Raw genomic sequence first — 21,775 nt, forward strand, 5'->3', positions numbered from 1 at the left:
CCGGATGACCTTCCGCGCTTCCTCGCTCACTCACCGTCGGTGTGCGGCTTCTTCCGGCGGAGGGCGAAGACCGCACCACCGCCCACGACGAGCAGTCCGATGGCGACGGCGGCGAGCATCGGGGTGGCGCTGGAGCCACCCGTGGCGGCGAGGTCGCCCTCAAGGCCGGACGTGGCGGCGCCGGTCGTGGCCGGGAGGGACCGCTCGGCGCTCTGCGTGCCGACGTCGTTGCCCGCGCCGCCCGCCTCCTCGCTCTCCTGCTCCAGGACGCTGCCGCTGGTGGCGCAGTCCAGCATCCCGGTGAAGGTACGGCTGAACCCGGCGGGCCCGGTGATGGTGAAGTCGTACGCCTGGTCCTCGGCGACGGGGACGGTGACCGTGCTGGTCTCCCCGGCGGCGACGGTGTGCTCCTCACCGGCCAGCTCGAAGGTGAACGGCTCGTCGCCCCGGTTGGCGGCCGTGACGTCCACCCCGCCCTTCGCGCAGTTCTTCCGGGCGGTCACCGCCGGGGCGGCGCCGGTCTCGGCCCAGGTGGCGGTGGCCCGGGCGGAGACGGTCGACTCGCTGGAGCCGGCCAGGATCTGGGTCTGGGTGCGGCCCGTCCCGGCGAAGGCCCGGCCGACCGGCACGGAGGTGGTGGCCTGGACGCTCAGCGACGCGGTGCCGTCCGCGGTGTTCTTCGGTACGGCGAAGTAGAGCTGGTCCCCGTCGGACGCCTCGGTGACCGGGGTCCCCTTCTTGTCGGTGACCTGGACGCCGCTGGCCGCGGCGTCCACCGGGGGCGACACCGAGACCTGGCCCGCGGCGGTGCGGACGTTCACGGGACCGATCGGCTCTCCGGCGCGGCCGGAGACGGCGGCCGGCTCCAGGGTCAGTGAGGTCCGGGGCTCCTTCTCCGGGCGTGCGCTGCGCTGCAGCCAGTCGGCGAGCTTCTCCGCCTGCTTGTCCGACGCGGTGACGTCGGCGTTGTCCGAGTAGCGCCAGATGGCGACCTGGGTGCCGGCGGCGGCGGTCCGCTCCGTCAGCGGGCCGGTACCGGCCGCCTCGGCGAGCGCGGCCAGGTCGTCGACCTGCGGGTAGGAGTGCTGGAGGATCCAGCGGATCTTCCCCGCGTTCCGGTTGCCGCTGAGCGAGGTCTCGGCCCAGGGGGTCTCCAGGTACTTCGCCTGGTCCTGGGTGGGGTTGTGGAGGTCGATGCAGTAGGTCTTGAGCTTGCCGCCGCCGTCCACGGTCATCTCGAACAGTCCGGCGGGCAGTTCCTGGGTCCGGGCGGGCGCGCCGTCCTCCCCCGCGATGCGGAGCACGGCGCTGTCGAAGGTCTTCAGTCCGTCGAGCACGGCGGCCGCGCCGCCGTGGTGCCGGCTGGTGTCCTCGGCCGCCGCAGGTCCGGCGCCGACGAGCGCGGCGGCCGCGACGAGACCGGAGACCAGCAGCGCGGCGACCGGGCGGAGGATCCCGCGGCCGGGGTCCGCTCCTGTCGTGCCGGACGACGCAGCGGACGCTGAAGGCGCAGAAAACACAGAATTCCCCTCCGGGCGAGGCCCTCGCGCGTGGTGCGCGTGTGGGGAATGCCTCGCCAGCAGACCCAAGTGACCCGTGAGCACTGGGAATCCTAAAGAACGGGCCGAGGTGAGTCCCCCGAACTGCCCTTCGCCAACCATTCCGAATCGGAATCGTTATCGCGGGATGGCGCCCGAACGCGTCGCCGAACAGCCTTTTCAGGACACTGCGGCCATTGCGCCGACCTGTTCCCGTTCTTTCGGCGACTCCTCCGTGTCGCCGTCCGTGACGCGCTCCGGACGCTCCGTCAGATGTGGTTCCATCCTGGGCGTCCGACGGAAGGCGGCCGTCCCCCGGCTCAGGTCGTGGCCGACGGCGACGGCCTCGACATCGACGAACGTCCGTCGCTGACCGGCCTGTTCCTCCTCGCGGACCTTCAACCGGCCGTGCACGACCAGGGGTTCCCCGACCGAAACGGAACCAGCGAGATTCGCGGCGAGCGTCCGCCAGGACCAGACGGTGTAGAAGCTGGTGCGGCCGTCGGCCCAGAGCTGTTTCTCGCGGTCCCAGCGGCGCGGAGTGACGGCGAAACGGAATCGCGCCATTCCTCCGGTGGCCGTCTCCCGGAAGTCCACCGCGGTCGCCGCGTTACCCACCAGGGTCACCAAGGTCTCGTTCATTTCCCGCCCCCGCTTTCCTTGTCTTCCGTGTGCACCGCGCGTACCTCGTCGTCCGGCGGTGTGTACGCACTCCATGGTGGGGGCCGGAAAGGAATCGCGTCGGGGCCTGTGGACTACCGGCCGGTTGTGGAAAACTCCGTCACCGTCACGTACCGCTCGCGCACTTCCCGGTAGCGCACCAGCTCTGCCGCGACCGGATCCAGGACCCTGGCCCGTCCGCAGCCGGCCGCGGCCTCGCGCAGCCGCCGCTCGGCGTCCTGCCCGTACCGTCTGGCCGGTCCCCGGATGGCCGCGGCGCAGCCCCACTCGACCAGCGGGCCCCCGACGACACCGGCCAGCATGATGAGCGCGGGGGTGACGAGCCCCGGCTCCAGGACGCCGATGATCTGGCCGACCAGCCACAGGCCGCCGAAGATCTGCAGGAGCGTCATCGACGCCTGGGCCAGCACCGCGGCCGGCCACCACTTCGGCCGGGGCGGCTTGGGCGGCCGCCCGCCGAGCTGGGGGACCGTGCTCTTCCCCGTCTCCGTCCCGCCGCCCCGCTTGGACGCGCCGGGGGCCCCGGCCCTGACCGCCAGTTCGTCCAGCGCCTCGGGCAGCCCCTGCGCCCCGGTGAACGCGGCCTCGCGCACCGCCTGCGCCCAGGGCCCGGGCAGCCCGTCGGCGGCGTCGTCCGCGACGATCCGCACCGCCTGCTCGACCCGCTGCCGGGCCGTCAGCTCCTCCTCGGGCGGGGTGAGCGCCTGGCCCAGCCGGTCGAGGCTGCCGGGCAGGCCCCGGTTCTCGTACCAGCGCCAGAGCCGCAGCCAGGGCGTCCCGCAGGCCCGGCTCGCGTTGCGGCGCCACTCCCGCTCGGCGGCCTGTCCGGCGGCCGCCGCGCCGACGGCCTCGGCCAGCCGGTCGGTGAACTCCTCGCGGGCCCGCTCGCCGAGACCGGGCCGCCCCTCGGCGACGTACACCTTGCGCAGCCGGGCCGCCGCCGCGTCGACGTCGGCGGAGAGGCGGCGGGTGGCGGCGGTGCGGTCAGAGACGAACCGACCGATCATCTCGCGGAGTTCGGGGACCCCGTCGCCGGTGAGCGCGGACAGGGACATGACGGTGGCGCCGGGTTCGCCGTGCTCGCCGAGCGCGATGCCGTCCTCGTCGAGGAGGCGGCGGAGGTCGTCGAGGACGAGGTCGGCGGCCTCGCCGGGCAGCCGGTCGGTCTGGTTGAGGACGACGAAGGTGACCTCCGCGTGTCCGGCGAGCGGGCGCAGATAGCGTTCGTGGAGGGCGGCGTCGGCGTACTTCTCCGGGTCGACGACCCAGATCACCGCGTCGACCAGGGCCAGCACCCGGTCCACCTGGTCGCGGTGCTCGGTGGCCGCCGAGTCGTGGTCGGGCAGGTCGACCAGGACGAGCCCCTGGAGCGCCTCGTCGAGCGCGGCGGGTCCCGGGTGGGGCCTGCGCCGCAGCCGCCCGGGGACGGCGAGGCGGTCCAGCAGTCCCGCCGCGCCGTCGGTCCAGCTGCACGCGATGGGCTGGGAGGTGGTGGGGCGGCGCAGCCCGGTGTCGGAGATGGGGGCCCCGGCGAGCGCGTTGAACAGGGTCGACTTCCCGCTGCCGGTGGCTCCCGCGACGGCGATGACCGTGTGCCGGGAGGAGAGCCGCTGCCGGGCCGCGGCCTCGTCCAGGACGCGGCCCGCCTCGGCGAGGGTGTCCCGGTCGAGCCGGGCGCGGGAGAGTCCGACGAGTTCGCGCAGGGCGTCGAGCCGGGCGGGCAGCGGTCCGTCGGCGGCGGCGTACGCCTCGACCTGCGGCTCCGCCTCGACCTCGGCGGGCGGGGACGGCGCGGCCTCCTCCGCTTCGCGGGCCTCGGCCGCGCGCCGGGCGATGAGCCCGTCGTCCCAGCGCCCGTCCGCGCGCCCGTCCGGCTTCCCCGTGCCGTCGCCCTTGCCGTGGTCCTCGTCCGTGACGGCAGTCATCGCTGCCACCTCTCCTTCTGCAGTACGGAAAGCGCGGCGATCAGTTCGGCCTGGGGTTCGGGGGCGACGTCGAGCGCGTCGAGCGGGGCGAGGCGGCGTTCGCGTTCGCCGCCGAGGACCTGGTCGAGCGTGGTCGTCAGCTGCTCGCCGCCCTTGTCGCGGAGGCGCAGCGCACCCTGGGCGCCGATGCGTTCGGCGAGCTGCTCCCCCGCCGCCCGGGCGCGCCGCCCGCCGAGCAGGGCGGCCGCGAGGAGGGCTGCGACGCTCTCGGGGGCGGGCGCCACGCTGCGGTCGAGCTGGCGCACCTCCTCCTCGGCCAGCTCCTCCAGGACCCGGCGCCACCGGCGTACGGCGACGGCGATCCGCCCTTCGACGTCTTCGGCGGGCCCCCAGCCCCCGGCCTCCCGTCCGGCGCCCTCGAACCGGAACAGGGCCCCGGCGGGTTCGCGGTGCCAGTGGGTGCGGATCTGTTCGTCGGCGGCGGAGACCGAGCACTGGAGCAGGGCCACCAGGCTGTCGACGAGGGCTTCGAGGAGTTCCTCGGGCGAGCTGTAGAGGGGGTGGCCGCGCCACCGGGTCCGCGCGTCCCCGGAAAGCACCGCCCCGTTCTTCAGTCGGCGGCGGATCCGGGTGGCTTCCTTGCCGTACGCCTCGTCGACCGCCGCGGTGAGCCGTACGGAGGCGGCGTACTGGGCGGCGACGGCGGAGGCGAGGGCGGGCATCCGTACGTTGAGCGACTCGATGACGCCGGAGGCGGTACGCCCCACCGCCTGCTGCCGGGCGGCGGGGTCCTGGGCCCGGTGGGCGAGCCAGGCGCGCAGCGGGGCGACGGCGCTGGCGGGGAGCAGTCCGCTGCCGCCGCCGGTGGACTCGGGCAGTTCGGGGATGGTGAACCGCGGTACGTCCCCGAGTCCGGACCGGGTCAGCAGGGCCGCGTACTGCCGGGACACCTCGGCGATCACCTGGTGGGGCACCCGGTCGAGGACGGTGACGAGGGCCGCGTCGTACTCCTTCGCGGTGCGCAGCAGATGCCAGGGCACGGCGTCGGCGTAGCGCGAGGCGGTGGTGACCATGACCCAGACGTCGGCGGCGCAGATGAGTTCGGCGGCCAGGACGCGGTTGCGGACGACGAGCGAGTCGATGTCGGGGGCGTCCAGAATGGCGAGCCCGCGGGGCAGGCTGAGCGCGGTCTCCACGCGCAGGGCGGCCTCCCCGTCCTCTCCGCGCGCGGCGAGGTCGTCGAGCCCGTCGGGGTCGGGCGTCTGGCCCGGCGGCAGCCAGATCCGGGTGAGCTGCGGCAGCACCCGTACACCCGCGAACCAGTGGTGGTCGTCCGGGTGGCAGACCAGCACCGGGGTCCGGGTGGTGGGCCGCAGCACCCCGGCCTCGCTGACCCGGCACCCCACCAGCGAGTTGACCAGGGTGGACTTCCCGGCCCCGGTGGATCCGCCGATCACGGCGAGCAGCGGCGCCTCGGGGTCCTTGAGGCGTGGCAGGAGGTAGTCGTCGAGCTGGGCGAGGAGTTCGACCCTGGTCTGCCGGGCGCGTTCGGCCCCCGGCAGGGGCAGTGGGAGACGCACGGCGGCGACACGGTCGCGCAGGGCGGAAAGTGCGTCGATGAGCTGAGGCCGTACGTCCATGGTCACCACATGCGAAGAATGCCCAATTTTGGAGCCTTTTTGAAGCGTATAGACCCCTCTGCGCGGCGGTTCCACCCTCTGGACAGAGTCAGGACAGAGGGGACGAGTGGGGCGGGGGCATAACGACTGCACAACACCCGGCGCGTGGTAGGCGAAAAGCGCTGCGGGAATCGCACCTACCTGCGATTATCGGTTCGCTTCACCGAACCTCCACAACGTGCCACGCAGGTGAAGCAACCGGGTCCAGGGGATCGGAGCCCTATCCTTGTCCCGGCACGGCCACGGAACCACCGATCAGGACTCCCGGCCCCCGTAGCTCAGTGGATAGAGCAGGCGCCTTCTAAGCGCTTGGCCGCAGGTTCGAGTCCTGCCGGGGGCGCCACCGACCGCACGACCGTGAGGCCCTCCGCGCAGGAGGGCCTTTCGTCGGTCCGGGGGACGTTAGCGGGCCCGGCGTCATGACGGCGTAAGCGACGGGGACCCGGCCTCTCTACACATCCCGCCGCCGGAGCAGCACCAGCGCCCCCAGCGCGAGCGCCGTCGTGTACGCGGCCACCAGGAGCAGGGAGGGCCAGGGGCCCAGGCTGCCCACGGTGTCGGCGGCGGCGTCCGAGGTCTGGGTGAGCTTCTCCAGGGCGGCCGTCGGGGAGAGGCCGGCGATCCAGCGTTCCGCGTCGCCGAAGAGCGGGCCGAACAGGGACGGCAGGAGCAGCAGGCCGATCACCGTGGTGACCGCCCCGGCGGAGTGGCGTACGAGGGTGCCGACGGCGAGACCCAGCAGGGCGGCGACCGCGAAGGACGCGGCGATCCCGAACAGGGCGGGCAGCGGATCGCCCTGGGCGTACCGGCCCTCGGGCAGCAGGGCGTCCCCCACGAGGTAGGCGAGCGTGCAGGAGGCCAGGGCGAGGACGTACATCACGCCCGCCACCAGCGCGGCCTTGGCGGCGAGGACCGAGGAGCGGCGGGGGCGGGCCGCGAACGTCGTCCGGATGGTGCCGCTGCTGTACTCCCCCGTCATCACCAGCGCACCCACCACCGCCGCCAGCATCTGGGCGACGACGGAGAGCGTGAGGCTGCCGCCCAGGACGGTGTCGTCGGACTGGAGGCTTCCGGTCGTGGCGACGAACACCGCGCCCAGAACGGGCAGTACGGCGGTCGCCACCGTCGTCCACACCGTGGAGCGCACGCTGCGGAACTTGATCCACTCGTAGGCCAGGGCCTGGGCCCCGGGAGCGGCTGTCGTCGTCATCGGACTGTCTCCTTCCGGCTGGGCGCGGCGGGGCGGTCCCCGGTGGACCGGCCCTCGGTGGACCGGTCCTCGGTGCGGTACTCGACCGAGGACTGCGAGAGTGCCGTGTAGACCTCCTCCAAGGAGGAGTGGGCAGGGGTCAGTTCGTGGACGGCGACGCCGTGGTCGCGGGCCAGGTCGCCGATGGCGGCGGCGTCCGGTCCTTCGACCCGCCAGCCGCCCGTGGGCTCCAGGCGGACCTGTGCCCCCGCCGCTTCCAGCAGGGCCCGGAGCTTGTCCGGTTCGGGGGACCGTACGAGGGTGTGCGCGCGGGAGTTGGTCTCGATGAAGTCGCGCATGGTCGTGTCCGCGAGGAGCCGGCCCTGTCCGATCACGACGATGTGGTCGGCCGTCAGCTCCATCTCGCTCATGAGGTGGCTGGAGAGGAAGACCGTGCGCCCCTCCGACGCCAGCGAGCGCATCAGTCCGCGGATCCAGCGGATGCCCTCGGTGTCGAGGCCGTTGACCGGTTCGTCGAGGATCAGCACCTCCGGGTCCCCGATCAGCGCCGCCGCGATCCCGAGCCGCTGGCCCATGCCGAGCGAGAAGCCCTTGGTGCGCCGGCGGGCCGTCTCCTCGGGCAGCCCGACCAGGTCGAGGACCTCCGCGACGCGGCGGCGCGGGATGCCGTTGCTCGCGGCGAGCCCGGCCAGGTGGTGGTAGGCGGAGCGGCCGCCGTGGACGCCCTTGGCGTCGAGCAGTGAGCCGACCGCCCGCAGCGGTACGGGCAGGTCCGCGTAGGCCTTGCCGCCCACGGTGACCCGTCCCGCGCTCGCGGAGTCCAGGCCGAGGATCAGGCGCATGGTGGTCGATTTCCCGGCGCCGTTCGGGCCGAGGAAGCCGGTCACGCGGCCGGGGCGGACGGTGAACGACAGCTGGTCGACGGCGGTCCGGCCGCCGTAGCGTTTGGTGAGTTCCGTTGCTTCGATCATGCGGCCGACGCTACGAGCGGGCCCCGGATCGCGAATCCTCCGGCGGGAGCCGGGGGCTACTCCCGCCGGAGTAGGGCCCGCTTCAGCGTTCGCCTGCTCTGACCAGGCCCGTTTCATAGGCGATGACCACCAGCTGGGCACGGTCGCGGGCGCCCAGCTTCGTCATGGTCCGGCTGACATGGGTCTTCGCGGTCAGCGGGCTCATGATCAGCGCCCGGCCGATCTCCTCGTTGGACAGTCCGGCGGCGACGAGCGCCATCACCTCGCGCTCGCGGCCGGTCAGCACGGCGAGCCGTTCGGCGCCCGCCGCCTCGGGGGCCTTCAGCCGGGCGAACTCCTCGATCACCTGGCGGGTGACGGCGGGGGCGAGCAGGCTCCGCCCCGCCGCGACCGTACGGATCGCGGTGCGCAGGTCGTCCGGCTCGATGTCCTTGAGCAGAAAGCCCGCAGCGCCGTGGCGCAGGGCCTCGAAGACGTAGGCGTCGACCTGGTACGTGGTGAGCATGACCACGCGGACCGGGTCGAGGGAGCGGTCCTCGGCGATCCGGCGGGTGGCCTCCAGGCCGTCGACGCCGGGCATCCGGATGTCCATCAGTACGACGTCGGGGCGGGTCGTCCGGACCGCCTCGACGGCCCGGGCCCCGTCGGCCGCCTCCGCGACGACGACCAGGTCGTCGGTGAGGTCGAGGAGGGCGCGGAATCCGGCCCGTACGACGGTCTGGTCGTCGGCGAGGACCACACGGACAGTCGTGGTTCGTTCGCTTCTTCCGTCGGTCATGGGGCCGCGCCTTCCGTCGGTGGTCCGGCTTCCGTCGGTGGTCCGGCTTCCGTCGGTGGTCCGGCTGTTGTCGGCGGTGCGGCTTCCGCCGGCAGTCCGGCTTCCGTCGGCAGTTCGGCGCGGACGCGGAAACCGCCACCCGGCACCGGACCGTGCCGGACGCCGCCGCCCACCGCGACCGCCCGCTCCCGCATGCCGATCAGGCCGAAGCCCCGCTCGGAGTCCGGGGCGGCGGGCGGCCGTGCCGCTGGGCCCTCGTCCACCACCTCGACGATCAGCCGACCACACTCGCAGGTCACCGACACGGCGGCCTGCCGTGCCGCGGAGTGCTTCACCACGTTGGTCAGCGCCTCCTGCACGATCCGGTACGCCGTGGCCTCCACGACCGCCGGAAGCGCGGCGCCCCGGGTGTCCCGCCGCAGACTGACCCGTACGCCGCCCGCCTCGACCCCCGCGACCAGTTCGTCCAGCTGGTCGAGGCGGGGAGCCGGGGCCGTGGACTCCGCCGCGCGCAGCACGGACAGCGTGGCGCGCAGTTCCCGTACGGCCTCCTTGCCCGAGGCGCGCACCTGGGTCATCGCCTGCCGCGACACCTCCGGCGCGGCGTCCAGCGCGTCCAGGGCCACTCCGGCCTGCACGGTCATCGCGCTCACCGTGTGGGCGAGGATGTCGTGGATCTCCCGGGCGACCCGCACCCGCTCCTGGCGGACGCGGCGGGCGGCCTCCCGTTCGCGGTCCTCCTCGGCCCGGGCGGCGCGCGCCGCGTACTCCGCGAGCAGCTCCCGGCGGGTCCGCACCACCTCACCCAGGAGCAGCGGGACGAGCGGCCAGACCATCTCCAGGACGGGCAGCCCCTGCGGGTTGACCACGTCCCGGCCGACCTTCAGCGCCACGAGACCGGAGACCGTCGCGGCGATCGCCCCGGTCCACAGGGTGCGCCGGCGGTCCCCCAGCACCGCGACCGTGTACAGCGCCACGATCACGGGGAGGTTCAGCAGCTCGCCGATGTGCCCGTGCAGCGCCCACCCGGCGCAGGCCGCCCCGGTCACGCAGACCACCGGAACGGGCCAACGGCGGCGGCAGGCGAGCGCCGCCAGCGAGACCACGAGGAGGGCCCAGGTCAGCGCGTCGGCCTGCCGGTAGCCGGGCTCGTTGACGGCCGCGTCGGCGGTGGTGAACGCCCCCACCACCGCCACCACCAGCAGATCCGCGACGATCGGCGGCAGCGCCCGCACCCGGGCGGCCAGGCGGTCCAAGGTCATCACCCCCTCACGGTAGGAGGCACGGCGTCCGGCCGCATACGCCGACGGGAGTAGGGCGCTGCCTCCGATGCGCGCGACCTTCGGGCAGGAGTTCGGACATACCCGGACGGGAGTTCGGGTGCGGTGAAACCTTCCGCCCGGCGGGACGTTCGTCAGGGCATGGGAACGGGCAAATCGATCAGGTGGGCTCCGAAAGGCGGAATCCCCTCCCGCGGGACCGGCCCCCCGCCCCGTCCCGTCACCCGGCGGGCATTCGCGACCTCGTGCCGCCGCCCGTCCACCCGGTCCCGCCGCCCGCACACCGAAGCGCCTGCGTGAACCACGCATCATCAGGGAAAGGAGCGCCGCGATGGCGACGCCGCTGTCCGCCGACAAGCTGCTCAAAGCCCTCCGCGACGAAGGCCTCCACGTCGTCGAACACCGGAGCTGGCGTACCAACAACCGCAATCACAAGGGTCCTTGGGGACCGGCGCACGGGGTGATGATCCATCACACGGTCACCTCGGGCACCGCGTCCTCCGTCGAGCTCTGCTACAACGGCCACTCCGCCCTGCCGGGACCGCTCTGCCACGGTGTCATCGCCAAGGACGGGACCGTCCACCTCGTGGGGAACGGGCGGGCGAACCACGCCGGGCTCGGCGACGACGACGTCCTGCGCGCCGTCATCGCGGAGAAGGCCTTGCCCCCGGACAACGAGGCCAACACCGACGGCAACCGGCACTTCTACGGCTTCGAGTGCGTCAACCTCGGTGACGGGAAAGACCCGTGGCCGGCGGCCCAGTTGCTGGCGATCGAGCGGGCCGCAGCCGCCGTCTGCCGGGCGCACGGGTGGTCCGAGCGGTCGGTGATCGGGCACCTGGAGTGGCAGCCGGGCAAGGTCGATCCGCGCGGCTTCACGATGAACTCGATGCGTTCGCGGGTCGGCAAGCGGCTGGACGGTGCCCCGGACGGCCCCTCCAAGCCGCCGCCGAAGCCGACGTACGAGCCGTTCCCGGGCGCCGCGTTCTTCAAGGTCGGCCGGAACAGCGCCGTCATCACGGCGATGGGCAAGCGGCTGGTGGCCGAGGGCTGCGGCCGGTACACGGTGGGACCGGGACCGGCCTGGTCCGAGGCCGACCGGAAGTCGTACGCCGCCTGGCAGCGCAAGCTGGGCTACTCGGGCGGGGACGCGGACGGCGTTCCCGGGAAGAGCAGTTGGGACCGGCTCAAGGTGCCCAACGTGTGACACCGGGGAGGGCGGCCCGGCTCACGCTCTCCGGGAAGCTCCGGACGAGCGCGAGCCGGGCCGCCGCACGCGGATCAGCCGTCAGCTGTCTCAGCGGCCAGCGGCCAGCGGTCAGCGGTCAGCGGTCAGCGGTCAGCGGTCAGCGGTTGAAGCTGCTGCCCAGGCCCGCCTTCGTGGGCACCGTGCCGAGCGCCCCGTGCCCGAAGCTGAACGAGCCCTTGGCCGCCAGGCCGGAGGCGGCGGCCGGGAACACCCACAGGGAGCCCTCGCCCGCGTTCTCCCCCGGTGCGCCCACGGCCAGTTCGGTGCGCCCGTCGCCGTTCAGGTCGCGCAGGGACACCGCGCCGCCGAAGCGGTCGTCCTTCTCCACGGCTCCGACGACATCCGGGGTGCCCTGGTTGAAGCCGTAACTGCCTTTGCCCGTGGGGCCGGTGGCGGTGCCGGGGAGGACGACCATGCCGCCCGCGTTCGCGACGGTGCCCTGGTCCTCGCCGGGGACTCCCACCGCGATCTCGCCGTAGCCGTCGCCGTCGGTGTCGCCGATCGCCACGGACGCGCCGAAGTTGTCGCTGTGCTCGGCGGCCCCGGGGACGCCGGGCGAGTCCTGGTTGAGGACGACGGCCTTGGTGCCCTGCGGTCCGGTCGCGCTGCCCGGTACGTAGGTGAGCATCCCGCCCTTGGCGAGCGGCAGGTCCAGGTCGCTGTCGTACCCGTCGATGGCGCGCCCGACGGCGAGGTCGGCGTACTTGTCGTTGTTCACGTTGCCGACGGCGAGGTGTTCGCCGCCCTGCAGGGAGTACCCGTCCTTCCCCTTGATGCTGGTGAGCTCCTGGCCGAGCCCGGCCGCCGAGCCGAGGCCGATGTGGATGCGCCGGGCGTCGAACTCGTCGCCGTCGTTGACCAGGACGGCGAGGTCGTCGCGCCCGTCACCGTTGACGTCGCCCGCCGCCAGATCGAGGTAGCGCTCGTCGTCGAGGTTCGGGATCTCGCCCTTCGCGGCCGCCGCGCCGTCCCGGGTAAAGGGGCCCGTGAGCGTGCGCAGGGTGTCGCCGCCCCGGACCACGAGGTCGGGTGCGCCGTCGCCGTTGAAGTCGCCGACGGCCAGACCGCGCCCGAGGTCGTCGTACTCCTCGCCGGACAGCAGGGTCGCCCCGCCGGACAAGCCGCCCGGGCCGCCCCACAGGACGGTGGCGCCGCCGCCCGCGACCTCGGCCGATCCGATCTTCTCGCCGGGCGATCCGACGATCAGGTCCGCGTAGCCGTCCCGGTCGAGGTCGGCGGAGGTGACGGAGGTGCCGAAGACGTCACCGGCCTCCGGAGTGCCGGGGACGCCCGCCGATGCCTGGGTGAACACCCTCTTCGCGGAGTCCTTGACCCCGGTACGGGAGCCGTAGGCCACGCCGACGTATCCGGCACCCTTGAACCCCTTGACGGTCGCTCCGGGCGCGGCGAACGCCAGGTCCGGGTAGCCGTCGCCGTTGAAGTCGGCGCGGGGGCCGTGGGGGTCGGGGGCGGGGGCCGGTGCGGCGTGGGCGGTGGCGGGCAGGGCGACGACTGCGGTGGCGAGGGTGAGGGCCAGGACCACACCGGTACCAAGTGCTCGGGATGTCACAGGGACTCCTTCTGCTGGAACGTTCGCTGCGCCGGTGACGGGCGGACAGACAGCGGGAAAGCGCTGTCCGCCCGTCGCCGTGGCGTACTTGGCTGACACGGAAACGGAGACGATCGAGTGGCCACTCGCACCCCTTCAGACGGGCTCACCGGGCGAAGGGTTGTGCCGGGTACGGCAGTTCGCGCACACACCGCCCTCTAGGGTTTGCCCGCGGCACCGGTGACCTGCCGATGGTCCGCCGATGGATTCCGAGGGACGGTGCGATGACGACCGAGGTACGAACGGTGCAGGCCGGCGAGGTGATCCGGTACGCCGACGGCATCCGCGACGTGTACGCGAGCGCCTTCGCGGCCCCGCCCTGGAACGAGGATCCGGCGGAGGCCGACGTCTACGCGGAACGGCTCGCCCGGGACGCGCTCCGGCCCGGGTTCACGGCGGCGGTGGCGACGGCCGGGGGAACGGTAACCGGTTTCGCCACGGCCTGGATCACCCCGGAGGTCTTTCCGGCCGACCGCAGCTACGGGCAGGTCGCCGAGGCGCTCGGGCCCGCGCGTACGCGGGCGTGGCTCTGCGGGGCGCTGGAGGTGAACGAGCTGGCGGTCGCCCCGGAGGCGCACGGCGGCGGGCTCGGCGCGGCGCTGCTGGACGCGGTGACGGGGCCCGCCCCGGGCGGCCGTTGCTGGCTGCTGACCTCCGTGCGGGCCGGGGCGGCCCTGCGCCTGTACGAGCGGACCGGCTGGCGGCGGGTCGATACACCCGTGCCGGGGAAGGCCGCCCTGGTGGTGCTGCTCGGCCCCCGGCATCCGGGGCGGGAGGAGGCAGGGGGCGGGGACGGGGACGGCCGGTAGCCGCGCCCCGGGGGGCCTACAGCGCGACGGCCAGCAGCACGAACGCCGCCAGCGAGAGCACCGTGCGCACCCGGTGCAGCATGTTCCAGCGGCCCTCGAAGGCCGCGCGGGCCGCGCTGTCGTCGCCGCCCTCGGAGGCGGCGAGGGCGTTGTTGAGCGGGATGTTCCCGGCCACGGTGATCAGATGCCCCACGACCGAACAGACCAGCGCCGCCAGGATGGCCGGCCCCGCCGCCCCGTCATGCTCGCCGAGGCCCGTGAAGAACGCGGCGGCGGGCAGCGCGACGACGCCGAGGAACAGGACCAGGAAGACCGGCCCGGGGACCTTCTCGTTGAAGCGCCGCATGGCCGAGGTGAACTGCTCGTCCGTCAGTTGGGCGAGGCCGGGCATGATCCCGGTCAGGAAGGTCAGCATGAAGCCCGCGTAGAGGCCGGTGACGATCGTGGCGAGCACCAGGAGGAGGGAGGTCATGGCGGACATCATGGCCCGGGAGGGCGGTTCGCAGGACGCATTTTCGAGCGGCCGTGCGGCCCGGCGCGCCCGGACCGGGGTCCGGTGCGGGCAGGGTCGGGCTCACGCGCCCCCGGGCCCGCACCGCCCCCGGTCCGGTCCCCGCGCGGGCGGTCCGTCTCAGCCGATCTCGCCCTCGCTCGGTTCCGGTTCGTCGTCCGCCCCTGCTCCGCGCTGGAGCCGGTCCGCCTGGCCGATGGCCGTGGCCAGCTTCTCCACCGCGCTGTCCTCGGTCGACTCCGCCAACCCGGATGCCCGGGAGGCGAGTTCGCCCAGGCCGGGTGCGCCGGGCAGGTCGCCTCCGCGCAGGCGGTCGGCGAAGTAGGCGGCCACGGCCGCGACCTGGAGCCGGTCGTTCTCGCCGCCCCAGAGGGTTGTGTCGACCGCCCCGGTCGTGACGGTTCCGGTCTCCTCCTCGGCCTTGCGGGTCTTGGGGTCGAGCCAGCGCACCGTCGCCTTGGCCACCGTGCCGGACGCGCCCTCGCGCAGCCGTACGGCGTACAGAGCGGTCACGGTGTGGCCGGGGCCGACCTCGCCGCCGTCGACGCCGTCGTTGCGGAAGTCCTCGTCGGCGACCTTGCGGTTCTCGTAACCGATCAGCCGGAACTGCTGCACGTTCTTCCGGTCGAACGCCACCTGGGCCTTGGCGTCGCGGGCCCGGATCTCCAGGTGGGCGGGCAGCTGGTCGACGAAGACCTTGCGGGCCTGCGTCTCGTCGCCGACGTACGTGGTGTTGCCGTCGCCCTTGTTGGTGAGCTGCTCCATGAACGCGTCGCCGTAGTCGCTGCCGACACCGACGCCGAAGAGCGTGATGCCGTACTCGCGGCGAGCGGAGTCGATCTTCTTCAGGATGCCCTCGGCCTCGGTGTCGCCGGTGTTGGCGAGGGCGTCGGAGAGGAGCACCACGCGGTTGGTGGCGCCTTCGCGGTGGCCCTCGACCGACTCCTCGTAGCCGCGGGTGATGCCCGCCTCGACGTTGGTGGACTGGGCGGGCTCCATCTCCGCCACCACATCCTTGATCCGGTTCCGGTTGCCCTTGACGCGGGTCATCGGCAGCCGGGTCTCGGCCTCGTTGCTGAAGGTGACCAGGGAGAGGGAGTCGTCGTCGCGCAGTTCGTCGGCGAGGATGGTCAGGGACTTCCGGACCAGGTCCAGGCGGCCGGTCTCGGACATGGACCCCGAGATGTCGACGACGAAGGTGAGCGCGGCGGGCGGCCGTTCGGAGGCGGGCGGTGCGGTCTTCGTGGCCAGGCCGACCCGCAGCAGCGACCAGTCGGAAGCTCCGGTTCCGCCGTCCCCGCCCTCTCCGGAGCCGATGCGCGCCCCGTCGACGTTGACCGAGAAGCCGTTGCCCTCGGGCCGTTCGTACCCCTGGCGGAAGCTGTTGACGAACTCCTCGGGGCGTACGTCCTCGGCGGCGGGCAGCCGGCCGTCGCCGAGGGTGCGGCGCGCGTAGCCGTAGCTGGCGGTGTCCACGTCCAGGGCGAAGGTGGAGAGGTAGTCGGGCGCCTTGACCTCCGGCGCGGCGGAAGCCCCGGACTCGGCGTCTCCCTCCGGTGCGGCCGAGCGGCCGGTCTCGGGCGCCACCGCGTCCGGCGCGGGCTGTCCGCCGCCGGTCGAGCTCTGCCCCTTGCGCGAGCCGGAGCTGAGGTCGGGCGTGCCGTCCGACCCGCTGCCCGCGCCGCAGGCGGTGAGCGCCATGGCGCCGGCGAGGAGCAGCGCCACAGCCCCCGCCCGGCTGCCTCCCGCCCGGTACCCCGCTCGGTCTCCCGCCCGCTTCTCATGTCGTCGGTCGGCCTGGTTCATGCGTAACCCCCCACGTCGTCACGGTGTCCTCGACACCTGTGAATGTGACGTACGGGCCCGCCGACCGGAGTCGACGAAAGCGTTGCGGAACCATCTCGATGCGGCAACAGCGGGCGGGAAACCGGCGGAACATCAGGTTCAGGACACGATGTCCTTACGACTGAACCCGCGGAAGGCCAGCGCGAACAGGATCAGGGCATAGGTCACTGATACGGCCGCGCCCTTGATCATGCCGCCCCACTCCAACTGCGGCTGGAGCGCGTCGGCCCAGGCGAACTGCCAGTGCGCGGGCAGGAAGTCACGCCAGGAGCCGAGCGCGGTCACCGCGTCGAGCACATTGCCGACGATGGTGAGGAAGACCGCGCCGCCGACCGCGCCGAGCGGCGCGTCCGTCTTGGTGGAGAGCCAGAACGCCAGCCCCGCCGTGACCAGTTGGGAGACGAAGATGAACGCCACGACGAGCGCGAGGCGCGGCACGGTGTCCCCGGCGGACAGGGCTCCCCCGGTCGGCAGTTTCAGCGGCCCCCACCCGTAGGCCGCCGTGCCCGCCGCCAGCGCGACGACCGGCAGCAGCACCATCGCGGCGAGGCTGAAGCCGAGCGCGACGACGAGCTTGGACCACAGCAGCCGGACGCGCGGCACCGGCGCGGCGAGCAGATAGCGCAGGGACGACCAGCTCGCCTCGGAGGCGACGGTGTCCCCGCAGAACAGGGCCACCGGGATCACCAGCAGGAAACCGGCCGAGACGAAGAGCGAGGTGGCCGCGAAGTTCGCGGCGGACTCGGTCGCCACGTCCATCAGGTTGATCCGGCTGCCGCCGCCCCGGCCCCCGCCGCCGTCCTCGCCGTCCGGCGTGCCGCCGATCGCGAAGGCGATGATCAGGATGAAGGGGAGGGCGGTGAGCACCCCGCCCATGAGCAGGGTGCGGCGGCGGCGCAGCTGCCGCATGGCCTCGACGCGGAGCGGGAGCGTCCGCCCGGCGCGGTAGCCCGCGGCCTCCGGGTGTTCGCTCGCCACCCGGGCCTCGGGCGGCTGGACGGGGGCGCTCATGCTGCTCCTCCGGAGATCAGGGTGAGGAAGGCGTCCTCCAGGCGGCGGTGCGGTCCGACGCCGGTGACCGGGACGTCGAGCCGGACCAGGTCGGCGACGAGCCGCGAGGTGGTGGCCCCGTCCAGGCGGACGAGGAGCCCGCGCCCGTCGTCGGTCGGGATGGCGGAGCCGATGCCGGGCAGGGCGGCGACCTTCTCCGCGAGCGGCTCGGACACCTCCTCTGCCGTGGTCACCAGGATCATGTCGCCGGAACCGGTGATCTCGGCGACCGGACCGGCCTGCACGAGCCGGCCCCGGTCCATGACGACCAGGTGGGTGCAGGACTGCTCGACCTCCGAGAGGAGGTGGCTGGAGACGATGACGGTCCGGCCCCCGGCCGCGTACCGGATCATCACGTCCCGCATCTCGCGGATCTGCGGCGGGTCGAGCCCGTTGGTCGGCTCGTCGAGGATCAGCAGGTCCGGCATGCCGAGCATGGCCTGGGCGATGGCGAGCCGCTGCCGCATGCCCTGGGAGTACGTCCGTACGGCACGGGCCAGCGCGTCGCCGAGGCCCGCGATCTCCAGGGCCTCGTCGATGTGGGAGTCCTCGGCGGGGCGGCCGGTGGCCTGCCAGTACAGGTCGAGGTTGGCACGCCCGGAGAGGTGCGGCAGGAAGCCCGCGCCCTCCACGAACGCCCCGACCCGGGACAGCACCGGGGCGCCGGGCCGGATGGCCTGCCCGAAGACGCGGATCTCGCCCTCGTCGGGGGTGATGAGCCCCATGAGCATGCGCAGCGTGGTCGTCTTGCCCGCGCCGTTGGGACCGAGGAGCCCGAGCACCTGGCCCTTCTCCACGCGGAAGGACAGCTCGCGCACGGCGTACCGGTCGACGGACTTCGCGTACTTCTTGGAGAGCCCGGTGATCTGGAGCGGTACGTCGGTGAGTTCGGGGTCCGGTGCGGGCGTCGCGGTCCGCCGCCGGGCGGTGATCAGGAGCGCGGCCGCGATGACGAGCGCGGCGGCCGGGAGGCCCCAGGTCCACCACGGGAGGGCGGCGGCGGCGGTCTTCACGGCGGGGGCGGTGGGGACGGTCAGCGGTCCGTCGAGCGTCACGTTGTACGTGGCGGGCTCGGCCGGGGACGCGTAACCGAGGTCCGTCGCGGAGAACACGAGGCGCATCCGGTGTCCGGCGTCGAACTCGTGGTCCACGGCGGGCAGGGCCAGCTCGATCGGCTTGCCCTGCTGGTCGGGGGTGATCCGGTAGGGGGCGACGAGCTGGTGGGGCAGGACCTGCTGCCTGCCGTCCGGCGACACGTCGTACACCTTGCCGAAGAGCACCGCGTCGCGGTCGCCGTCGGCCTTCACGTTCACCGTGACGGTGGGTGTGCCGGTGACGCGTACGGAGGTGTCCAGCGGCTTGGACTCGAACCGGCCGAACTGTCCGGGGAAGTCGAGCGAGAGCCCGACGCCGAGGGAGGAGAGCTGGGCCAGTCCGCCGCCGACCCCGGGCACGGCGGAGATGGCGGGCGGCGCGGCCCCGGCCGGGTTGCGGAAGGTCTTCGTCCCGCCGCCGAGCGCGATGTCCCGGCCGCCGCTGCGCAGCCCCGGGTAGGTGTCGCCGCTCGCACCGCGCAGGAGGGCGGCGCCGTCGGTGGAGTCGACGCCTCCGGTGCGGGTGACGCGGAAGGCGGGCCCGGTGGCGGTGCCGGTGTCCTCCTTGAGATACCGGTCGAACCAGTCCCCGACGCGCCCTTCGACGCGCCCGGTCTCGCTGTCGCCGCCGTCGTGACCGCCGGAGATCCAGTCGACGGAGACGGGTGCGCCGTTGGCGCTGATGGCCTTCTGCATGGCGTCGGCCTGGCCGAGCGGGAAGAGGGAGTCGGACTGCCCCTGGAGTAGCAGCGAGGGGACCTTGATGCGGTCGGCGACGGCGGACGGCGAACGCTCGGTGAGGAGCTTCACCGCCTCGGCGTCGGGCTTGCCGCTGACGGCGACCCGCTCGTACATCTCGCAGAGCTGCTTCTCGAACCTCTCGCAGCCGCCGCCGGTGGTGATGAAGATCCCGGCCCAGAGCTTCTTGAAGACCCCGTCGGGGAAGAGGGCGTCGGCGAGGTTCCAGTAGGTGATGACGGGCGCGATGGCGTCGACGCGCTCGTCGTGCCCGGCGGCGAGCAGGGACACGGCCCCACCGTAGGAGGCCCCGGTGAGACCGACCCGGGGGTCGCCCTTGCCGTCCAGCTCCACCTCGGGCCGCTCGGCGAGCCAGTCGATGAGCCGGGAGACGTCCTTGACCTCGTGGTCCGGATCGTTGAGGGAGATCTTCCCGCCGGACTTCCCGAAGCCTCGCGCCGACCAGGTCAGCACGGCGTATCCGTCGGCGGCCAGCTTCTCGGCCTGGGCCCGGACGTCGTTCTTGCTGCCGCCGAACCCGTGCCCGATGAGCACGGCGGGCCGCTTACCGGAACCCTTGGCATGGAAGTACGAGGTGTCGATCGGCACCCCGTCCATGCGCAGGATCCGGTCCTCGCGCTGCACGGCGGGCGAGCCGTCGTCGGCGACGGCGGACCAGGTGCCGCCGCCCACGAGCACGGCGAGCGCGGCGCCGACCGCGGCCCACCGGGCAGGGGTACGGGGCAGCAGGCGCCGCCATCGAGCAGTAGGGGTCTCCATCCCTCGACCCTAAACGGAGGACGCAAGCCGGTTGCGTGCCGCCAGGGTGAAGTGCGCGGCCTCCCTGAGAGGTACGGTGCGCCTCGCCCGTACTCCGGACGCGGTACGGAATTTCTGCCCCGGGAGGCCATTGTGGATATTCGCCCCGCTTCGACCGTCGCGGAGCTCCTGGCCGCCGGCCATCTCTTCGACGCCCCGCCCCGCGAGGAGTGGGCGGCCCGTTTCCTCGCCGCGGACGGTCATGTGCTGCTGATCGCGTACGTGGAAGGCGTCCCGGCGGGCTTCGTCTCGGGCATCGAGATGCTGCACCCGGACAAGGGCACGGAGATGTGCCTGTACGAACTCGCGGTCGACGACCCCTTCCGCCGCCGGGGCATCGGCGGGGCCCTGACCCGGGCGCTGGTGGACCTCGCCCGGGAGCGGGGGTGCTACGACGTGTGGGTCGGGGTGGAGCCGGACAACGAGGCGGCGCTCGCCACGTACCGGTCGACGGGGGCGGGTGACGACGGACGGTTCGCGATGCTGGTGTGGGAGTTCGGGGGCGACGAGGACGGAAGTCAACCCTGACCTTCGTCGAGGGCGGCTCCTGCCCTTCGGCCCCCGCGCCGGGCCGTCGTCCGTCCGTACGTTCGCCGCATGGCACAGCACACACGTCAACACCACTGGCCCGCGCGGCTGTTCGGATCGGCCGCCCTTCTGACGACGGCGGCGGCCGTGATCACGATGCTCTCCCCGGGAGGGCTGGGGCGGCCCGGCCCGACCGAGGTCACGGACGGGGCGTCCGTTTCCGCGTACCGCTCACTGACGGAGGCGGTCGGTGATGCCCCGGGGTGGCTGGGCCACCTGCTGGAGCTGTCGTCGGAGGCCACGCTGATCGTGCTCGGTCTGCTGCTGCTCGGGGTCTGCTGGACCGCCCTGCGCCGACGGGATCCGGACGCGGTGGCGGGGGCCGTGCTCATCGGCGCCGGGACCGTCGTGGCGTACGCCGTCAGCGAGGCTCTCAAGCTGGTCGTCGACGAGGAGCGGCCGTGCCGGGCGCTGGACGGCGCCGAGGCGGTCGCCGCGTGCCCGGAACCGGGCGACTGGTCGTTCCCGAGCAACCACGCGACCCTGGCCGCCGCCCTCGCGGTCGGGCTGGCCGTGCGGCGGCCCCGACTGGCCGCGGTGACCTTGCCGTTGGCGGTGGCGGCGGCGCTGCTGCGGGTCCTGGTGGGGGTCCACTATCCGCACGACGTGATCGCGGGCGCCCTGCTCGGCGGTGCGGTGGCCGCCTCGGTGCTCCTGGTGCTGGTGCGGCCCGCCGGTCTGCTCGCCTCAGCGCTGCTCGGGCGATGGTGGGGGCGGAATGCCGGCCTCGTGGGCGACGACGGCGGCCGCGGCACGGTTGTCGACGCCGAGGCGGGCCAGGACCGAGCTGACGTGCGCCTTGACCGTGCCTTCGACCAGGTGCAGCCGCCGGGCGATCTGCCCGTTGGACAGTCCGCCGCCGAGGTGCGCCAGCACGTCGCGCTCCCTGGGGGTCAGCCCGGCGACCCGCTCCCGGGCGGCGTCCCGCCGTTCGGCCATGGCCCCGGCCCCGGTGGACGCGAGGTGCGCGACCACCCGGGCGGCGACCTTCGGTGAGAGGTAGGCGGCGCCGTCGGCCACGGCCCGCACCCCGGCGAGCAGTTCCTCGGGCTCGCCGGACTTGATCAGGAATCCGGTGGCCCCGACGCCCAGTGCCCGCAGGATGTAGTCGTCCTCGCCGAAGGTGGTCAGCATGACGACACCGGTGCCGGGCACGGTGCGCCGGATCTCGGCGGCGGCGTCGATGCCGTCGGTCCGCGGCATGCGTACGTCGAGGACGGCCACGTGCGGGCGGTGCGCCCGGACCAGCTCCACGGCCTCGTGCCCGTCGGCCGCCTCGGCGACGACCTCGATGCCCGGGTCGGTGGCGAGCACGGCGCGTACACCGGCCCGGATCATGGGCTCGTCGTCGGCGACGAGCACCCGAACGGGTCCGGCCGCCGCCGTACCGTCCCGGCTCAT

Annotated in this window: 17 protein-coding genes, 1 tRNA gene and 1 pseudogene; 5 read left to right on the forward strand and 14 right to left on the reverse strand. The window is 73.5% G+C overall.

The genetic code is table 11. The annotated features are described in order from the left end of the window. Window positions 1-26 precede the first annotated feature (26 nt). The 4 genes from IE134_RS12125 to IE134_RS12140 all read right to left on the reverse strand — a co-directional run bounded on the left by IE134_RS12125 (window position 27) and on the right by IE134_RS12140 (window position 5,784). A complete protein-coding gene (locus tag IE134_RS12125) occupies window positions 27-1,520 on the reverse strand; it encodes a Cys-Gln thioester bond-forming surface protein (RefSeq protein WP_189430437.1) in 1,494 nt (497 codons plus the stop codon). 198 nt (window positions 1,521-1,718) lie between these two features. Beyond that, on the reverse strand, window positions 1,719-2,180 hold the full coding sequence (locus IE134_RS12130) for a single-stranded DNA-binding protein (RefSeq protein ID WP_030721315.1): 462 nt from the start codon (window positions 2,178-2,180) through the stop codon (window positions 1,719-1,721). Window positions 2,181-2,293: 113 nt separating this feature from the next. Next, window positions 2,294-4,144: a GTPase gene (locus IE134_RS12135; protein WP_189430440.1), complete on the reverse strand. Its 1,851-nt coding sequence runs from the start codon at window positions 4,142-4,144 to the stop codon at window positions 2,294-2,296. Continuing rightward, the gene (locus tag IE134_RS12140; protein ID WP_126931450.1) at window positions 4,141-5,784 is read right to left on the reverse strand and encodes an ATP-binding protein; all 1,644 of its coding nucleotides are present in this window, start codon (window positions 5,782-5,784) and stop codon (window positions 4,141-4,143) included. The genes IE134_RS12135 and IE134_RS12140 overlap by 4 nt, the downstream gene beginning before the upstream one ends. Before the next feature lie 306 nt (window positions 5,785-6,090). Here IE134_RS12140 and IE134_RS12145 point away from each other — a divergent pair. Next, window positions 6,091-6,166: transfer RNA gene (locus IE134_RS12145), tRNA-Arg, on the forward strand. 108 nt (window positions 6,167-6,274) lie between these two features. On the opposite strand, the gene IE134_RS12150 is transcribed toward IE134_RS12145, so the two are convergent. From IE134_RS12150 to IE134_RS12165, 4 genes are all read right to left on the reverse strand, one after another. Further along, entirely contained in the window at window positions 6,275-7,033 is a 759-nt protein-coding gene (locus tag IE134_RS12150) for an ABC transporter permease subunit (protein WP_030721321.1), read from the reverse strand. Continuing rightward, window positions 7,030-8,004 carry an ABC transporter ATP-binding protein gene (locus IE134_RS12155; protein ID WP_229823508.1) on the reverse strand — a complete coding sequence of 325 codons (975 nt, stop codon included), beginning with the start codon at window positions 8,002-8,004 and terminating at the stop codon, window positions 7,030-7,032. The genes IE134_RS12150 and IE134_RS12155 overlap by 4 nt, the downstream gene beginning before the upstream one ends. Window positions 8,005-8,086: 82 nt before the next feature. After that, on the reverse strand, window positions 8,087-8,782 hold the full coding sequence (locus IE134_RS12160) for a response regulator (protein WP_126931451.1): 696 nt from the start codon (window positions 8,780-8,782) through the stop codon (window positions 8,087-8,089). Continuing rightward, the gene (locus tag IE134_RS12165) at window positions 8,779-10,044 is read right to left on the reverse strand and encodes a sensor histidine kinase (RefSeq protein WP_229823510.1); all 1,266 of its coding nucleotides are present in this window, start codon (window positions 10,042-10,044) and stop codon (window positions 8,779-8,781) included. Before IE134_RS12165 ends, IE134_RS12160 begins: the two co-directional genes overlap by 4 nt. A 349-nt stretch (window positions 10,045-10,393) precedes the next feature. Between IE134_RS12165 and IE134_RS12170 the strand changes: the two genes are divergently transcribed. Beyond that, on the forward strand, window positions 10,394-11,269 hold the full coding sequence (locus IE134_RS12170) for a peptidoglycan-binding protein (protein ID WP_030721332.1): 876 nt from the start codon (window positions 10,394-10,396) through the stop codon (window positions 11,267-11,269). A gap of 139 nt (window positions 11,270-11,408) precedes the next feature. Here the strand turns inward: IE134_RS12170 and IE134_RS12175 are convergent, their stop codons facing one another. Further along, window positions 11,409-12,881 carry an FG-GAP and VCBS repeat-containing protein gene (locus tag IE134_RS12175; protein ID WP_030721334.1) on the reverse strand — a complete coding sequence of 491 codons (1,473 nt, stop codon included), beginning with the start codon at window positions 12,879-12,881 and terminating at the stop codon, window positions 11,409-11,411. A gap of 263 nt (window positions 12,882-13,144) precedes the next feature. Between IE134_RS12175 and IE134_RS12180 the strand changes: the two genes are divergently transcribed. Beyond that, window positions 13,145-13,729, forward strand: a complete 585-nt coding sequence (locus tag IE134_RS12180; protein ID WP_098894730.1) for a GNAT family N-acetyltransferase — start codon at window positions 13,145-13,147, stop codon at window positions 13,727-13,729. Window positions 13,730-13,745: 16 nt separating this feature from the next. Here IE134_RS12180 and IE134_RS12185 read toward each other — a convergent pair whose 3' ends face one another. The 4 genes from IE134_RS12185 to IE134_RS12200 form a co-directional block, all read right to left on the reverse strand. Beyond that, complete coding sequence (locus tag IE134_RS12185) at window positions 13,746-14,201, reverse strand: anthrone oxygenase family protein (RefSeq protein ID WP_229823512.1); 456 nt, start codon at window positions 14,199-14,201, stop codon at window positions 13,746-13,748. 159 nt (window positions 14,202-14,360) lie between these two features. Next, window positions 14,361-16,046, reverse strand: a complete 1,686-nt coding sequence (locus IE134_RS12190) for a vWA domain-containing protein (protein WP_229839686.1) — start codon at window positions 16,044-16,046, stop codon at window positions 14,361-14,363. 138 nt (window positions 16,047-16,184) lie between these two features. Beyond that, window positions 16,185-17,096, reverse strand: a complete 912-nt coding sequence (locus IE134_RS12195) for an ABC transporter permease (protein ID WP_030721345.1) — start codon at window positions 17,094-17,096, stop codon at window positions 16,185-16,187. After that, window positions 17,093-19,747, reverse strand: a complete 2,655-nt coding sequence (locus IE134_RS12200; protein ID WP_179888056.1) for an alpha/beta fold hydrolase — start codon at window positions 19,745-19,747, stop codon at window positions 17,093-17,095. Before IE134_RS12200 ends, IE134_RS12195 begins: the two co-directional genes overlap by 4 nt. 132 nt (window positions 19,748-19,879) lie before the next feature. On the opposite strand from IE134_RS12200, the gene IE134_RS12205 reads away from it, so the two are divergent. Both IE134_RS12205 and IE134_RS34720 read left to right on the forward strand, forming a co-directional pair. Then, window positions 19,880-20,314 carry a GNAT family N-acetyltransferase gene (locus IE134_RS12205; RefSeq protein ID WP_030721352.1) on the forward strand — a complete coding sequence of 145 codons (435 nt, stop codon included), beginning with the start codon at window positions 19,880-19,882 and terminating at the stop codon, window positions 20,312-20,314. Window positions 20,315-20,383: 69 nt separating this feature from the next. Continuing rightward, window positions 20,384-21,100, forward strand: a pseudogene (locus IE134_RS34720) (phosphatase PAP2 family protein); the annotation flags it as partial. On the opposite strand, the gene IE134_RS12215 reads toward IE134_RS34720, so the two are convergent. Then, the gene (locus IE134_RS12215) at window positions 21,062-21,775 is read right to left on the reverse strand and encodes a response regulator (RefSeq protein ID WP_098016754.1); all 714 of its coding nucleotides are present in this window, start codon (window positions 21,773-21,775) and stop codon (window positions 21,062-21,064) included. The pseudogene IE134_RS34720 and the gene IE134_RS12215 overlap by 39 nt on opposite strands.

The organism is Streptomyces rubiginosohelvolus (assembly GCF_014649875.1).
Taxonomy (GTDB): domain Bacteria; phylum Actinomycetota; class Actinomycetes; order Streptomycetales; family Streptomycetaceae; genus Streptomyces; species Streptomyces rubiginosohelvolus.

Coding starts and splice junctions, on each gene's coding strand:
- IE134_RS12185 (WP_229823512.1), bottom strand. CDS start 14,201: ATGACCTCCCTCCTCCTGGTGCTCGCCACGATCGTCACCGGCCTCTAC.
- IE134_RS12150 (WP_030721321.1), bottom strand. CDS start 7,033: ATGACGACGACAGCCGCTCCCGGGGCCCAGGCCCTGGCCTACGAGTGG.
- IE134_RS12155 (WP_229823508.1), bottom strand. CDS start 8,004: ATGATCGAAGCAACGGAACTCACCAAACGCTACGGCGGCCGGACCGCC.
- IE134_RS12135 (WP_189430440.1), bottom strand. CDS start 4,144: ATGACTGCCGTCACGGACGAGGACCACGGCAAGGGCGACGGCACGGGG.
- IE134_RS12195 (WP_030721345.1), bottom strand. CDS start 17,096: ATGAGCGCCCCCGTCCAGCCGCCCGAGGCCCGGGTGGCGAGCGAACAC.
- IE134_RS12140 (WP_126931450.1), bottom strand. CDS start 5,784: ATGGACGTACGGCCTCAGCTCATCGACGCACTTTCCGCCCTGCGCGAC.
- IE134_RS12130 (WP_030721315.1), bottom strand. CDS start 2,180: ATGAACGAGACCTTGGTGACCCTGGTGGGTAACGCGGCGACCGCGGTG.
- IE134_RS12180 (WP_098894730.1), top strand. CDS start 13,145: ATGACGACCGAGGTACGAACGGTGCAGGCCGGCGAGGTGATCCGGTAC.
- IE134_RS12215 (WP_098016754.1), bottom strand. CDS start 21,775: ATGAGCCGGGACGGTACGGCGGCGGCCGGACCCGTTCGGGTGCTCGTC.
- IE134_RS12160 (WP_126931451.1), bottom strand. CDS start 8,782: ATGACCGACGGAAGAAGCGAACGAACCACGACTGTCCGTGTGGTCCTC.
- IE134_RS12170 (WP_030721332.1), top strand. CDS start 10,394: ATGGCGACGCCGCTGTCCGCCGACAAGCTGCTCAAAGCCCTCCGCGAC.
- IE134_RS12200 (WP_179888056.1), bottom strand. CDS start 19,747: ATGGAGACCCCTACTGCTCGATGGCGGCGCCTGCTGCCCCGTACCCCT.
- IE134_RS12165 (WP_229823510.1), bottom strand. CDS start 10,044: ATGACCTTGGACCGCCTGGCCGCCCGGGTGCGGGCGCTGCCGCCGATC.
- IE134_RS12190 (WP_229839686.1), bottom strand. CDS start 16,046: ATGAACCAGGCCGACCGACGACATGAGAAGCGGGCGGGAGACCGAGCG.